This is a genomic window from Microcoleus sp. BM001215392 (assembly GCF_036700185.1).
Classification (GTDB): domain Bacteria; phylum Cyanobacteriota; class Cyanobacteriia; order Cyanobacteriales; family Microcoleaceae; genus Microcoleus.
Window position 1 is genome coordinate 1 of record NZ_JAUBOJ010000563.1, and the last position, 3,423, is coordinate 3,423.

General features: G+C 46.9%; 4 protein-coding genes. 2 read left to right on the forward strand and 2 right to left on the reverse strand.

Annotation, left to right across the window (positions count from 1 at the left end):
* Positions 1–42: 42 nt before the first annotated feature.
* Positions 43–1,554, forward strand: coding sequence for a threonine ammonia-lyase, biosynthetic (gene ilvA / locus QT974_RS32665; protein WP_333472517.1), 1,512 nt, complete (start codon positions 43–45; stop codon positions 1,552–1,554).
* 103 nt (positions 1,555–1,657) lie between these two features.
* Here the strand turns inward: ilvA and QT974_RS32670 are convergent, their stop codons facing one another.
* On the reverse strand, positions 1,658–2,518 hold the full coding sequence (locus QT974_RS32670; RefSeq protein WP_333472514.1) for an Rpn family recombination-promoting nuclease/putative transposase: 861 nt from the start codon (positions 2,516–2,518) through the stop codon (positions 1,658–1,660).
* A gap of 177 nt (positions 2,519–2,695) precedes the next feature.
* The gene (locus tag QT974_RS32675) at positions 2,696–2,941 is read right to left on the reverse strand and encodes a hypothetical protein (RefSeq protein ID WP_333472515.1); all 246 of its coding nucleotides are present in this window, start codon (positions 2,939–2,941) and stop codon (positions 2,696–2,698) included.
* Between the two features lie 124 nt (positions 2,942–3,065).
* Between QT974_RS32675 and QT974_RS32680 the strand changes: the two genes are divergently transcribed.
* Positions 3,066–3,338 (forward strand): helix-turn-helix domain-containing protein, encoded by a 273-nt coding sequence (locus QT974_RS32680; RefSeq protein WP_333472516.1) that lies wholly within the window; start codon positions 3,066–3,068, stop codon positions 3,336–3,338.
* Positions 3,339–3,423 lie beyond the last annotated feature (85 nt).

The following is a 3,423-nucleotide window of genomic DNA, read 5'->3' on the forward strand; positions in this document are numbered from 1 at the left end:
TACAATAATCCCACCCTCCCGCATCTACTCACCCCTAATCCCATGCTTTGCGATTACCTCGTACAAATCCTCACCGCCCGCGTCTACGATGTGGCCCAAGAATCCCCCCTAGAAGTAGCCCCGAATCTATCAACACGGCTCAACAATAAACTGCTCCTGAAACGCGAAGATATGCAGTCTGTGTTTTCGTTCAAACTGCGGGGCGCGTACAACAAAATGGCGCAACTTTCGCCGGAGTTGCTAGCACAAGGCGTCATCGCAGCTTCCGCCGGAAATCACGCCCAAGGAGTCGCCCTCGCTGCGCGCCACCTGGGAACTCGGGCGATTATCGTCATGCCCGTAACGACGCCGCAGGTGAAGGTTAATGCGGTGATAGCGCGCGGTGGAGAGGTGATTTTGCACGGGGATACTTACGACGATGCTTGCGCTTTTGCGCGCCAATTAGAGGTGGAAAAAAACTTAACTTTTATTCACCCTTTTGACGATCCGCACGTGATTGCGGGACAGGGTACGATCGGCATGGAAATTCTGCGGCAACATCAAAAACCGATTCACGCAATTTTTGTAGCAATTGGCGGCGGTGGATTGATTTCGGGAATTGCGGCTTATATCAAGCGGTTGCGCCCGGAAATTAAGATTATTGGTGTGGAACCTGTGGACTCTGATGCGATGAATCAATCGCTGAAAGCGGGTAAACGGGTGCGTTTGTCCCAGGTGGGTTTATTTGCTGACGGCGTTGCGGTGCGAGAAGTTGGCGAGGAAACTTTTCGGCTTTGTCAGGAATATGTGGATGAGATTATTTTGGTGGATACGGATGATATTTGTGCGGCAATTAAGGATGTTTTTGAGGATACGCGATCGATCTTAGAACCTGCTGGCGCTTTGGCGATCGCAGGTGCAAAAGCTTACGTGGAACGGGAACAAGTCGCAGGAGAAACATTAATTGCGGTTGCTTGCGGCGCGAACATGAATTTCGATCGCCTGCGTTTTGTAGCAGAAAGGGCAGAGTTTGGCGAACGCCGCGAAGCTATTTTTGCAGTGACAATTCCCGAACAACCGGGAAGTCTCCGCAGGTTTTGCGAATGTTTGGGAAAGCGCAATTTAACTGAATTTAGCTATCGAATTGCGGATGAAAAAGCAGCGCATATTTTTATCGGCGTGCAAATTCAAAACCGTGCAGATGCGGTGAAAATAGCAGCGAGTTTTGAAGATTGTGGCTTTAAAACTTTGGATTTAACTGATGATGAATTAACGAAATTGCACTTGCGGCATATGGTGGGCGGCCGTTCGATGCTGGCGGATCATGAGTTGTTTTATCGCTTTGAATTTCCCGAACGTCCGGGTGCGTTGATGAAGTTTGTCGGTTCGATGAGTCCTAATTGGAATATCAGCGTTTTTCACTATCGGAATAACGGCGCTGATTACGGGCGAATTGTGGTGGGAATTCAAGTACCGCCGGATGAGATGCAGGAGTGGCAGGCTTTTTTGGATACGCTGGGCTACCAGTATGGGGATGAGAGTCAGAATCCGGCTTATAAGTTGTTTTTGAGATAGGGGTTTTTGGCCCGGCGGTTGAAACCGCGTCTATACAAACGAAGTCTGCCTCCGCAGACTAAGAAATTGGACGCGAACAATGTCATGTCTGGTTTTTGACGCATCAAACTTGCGATCGCAAATTCCTGATTTCTTCAATACTGAGTCCGGTTGTTTGGCTGATGGTTTCGTCATCTAGGCGATCGAGCAATTGCCGTGCGATCGCTAGTTCTTTTTGTTGTATAGCTTCTTGTACAGCGTCTTCAACGGCGTCTTTAACAGCTTTAATTATCGTGCCTTGTTGGTCATAAATAAACATTTCTTGCCGTTCGATATTTGCTATTTCCTCCGGGCTTAAATTCACTCGATCGGCGATGTCAAATGCTTGATGGATTTCGGGAACGCTATCCATTACAGGCGGTACTTCTGTTATCGTTACCGCGTATTTCATGAAATAGAGCCATTTATCTGCTAAAGTTTCTAACTGGTCTACTGTTTTGGTGAATTTTGGCAGTTCTACAAATACCAACTTAAGATCGTTATCGGGATATGGTAAGTTAGAAAACTCTTCTTTGTAGACAAATCGCGAAATTAATTTATTGCTATTTTTAAACATCTCGAAATCAGTAATCGTTAAAGCAATTACTGGTTTTAGCATTCGATATCCTTGTGCTTTCTGCAATTGAGAGGCGTAGGTTTTGGCTGCGTTGTACAAGATTCTTTGTCCGAAAGACTCGACGTTTAATACCTGCATTTCAATGATGACTAGAGTGTCGTCGGCAAGCTTGGCTTTGACATCTAAAGAGGAGTCTTTTAAGCCTTCTACTTGTGGCGGCAGGTTGGGGTTGATAATTTCTAAGTCTTCAATGGTAGAATTACCATCATAAATCATGGCGTTGAGAAAGCTGATCAGAATGTCTTTGCTTTCTGAGGAACCAAATATTTTTTTGAAGGCGTAATCGGTTTTGGGGTTGATGAATGTCATGGTGGGAGTCGGGAATCGCGAGCACTATCTGGATCGTAACACTTGATTTCATCTGTCATGGCAACCTCAACGTTCGCTGTCTTAATTGTATTAGAATGTCTATCGAACTTGATGGGCGATCGCACGATTCCCAAACATCAGGTTTATGAAATGCGATCGCCCGAATCGTCAGTTGCTTCAATTCTTCTGCAACCATTTTGTCAGCACGCGCATCCACTGGCCCGTATTCGGTGCGCGCTGGAAGTCGCTCCAGTCTGCCATTTGGGCAAAACCTAGTCGCACCAGCCAATTTACTACGGCGGTTATGCCTTGGCGGGAGCCAACAACCACGATCCGGACGGGTTCCCGGTTTTCTCGATCGTCCGTGGGAGCTGAGTCTTGTTGGGTGTCGTTGGGCGGTTCGATTGGAAAGTCTTTAGCCATTGGGAAGTCCTCATCTTCAAAATCAACTAATCACTACATATTGTGTAGTTAGTACAATCAGATCGCAATCACTACACATATGTAGTGATTGACAGTTGGGGCTTCCCTTGGCATCATGAGGTGCATGGGAAAAACTGGTCGAGTTTTGAGAGATGTGCTGGACACCTATGGCATTAGCCAAAACAAATTGGCGATCGCAATGGGCGTGCGACGTTCCGTTGTCTATCGTTGGTTTAATGAGCTCATCGATCCAACTGGAGACACGCTTGTGAAGATGGTGGTGGCGTTAAAATTGCTAGATATAGATGCAGCGCGGGAGTTTGTGCAGCTCTATTTGGGTGAGATTTTGGAGGATGAGGGTGAGGGTGAGGTCGATCGATCTACAAACACAGAATAGACTTATTGTTCGGAAGGTCGATCGCATTTGACGGGTGCATCTCAATGCAAGCGAATATATCCGTAGGGGCGAAGCATGACCTCCG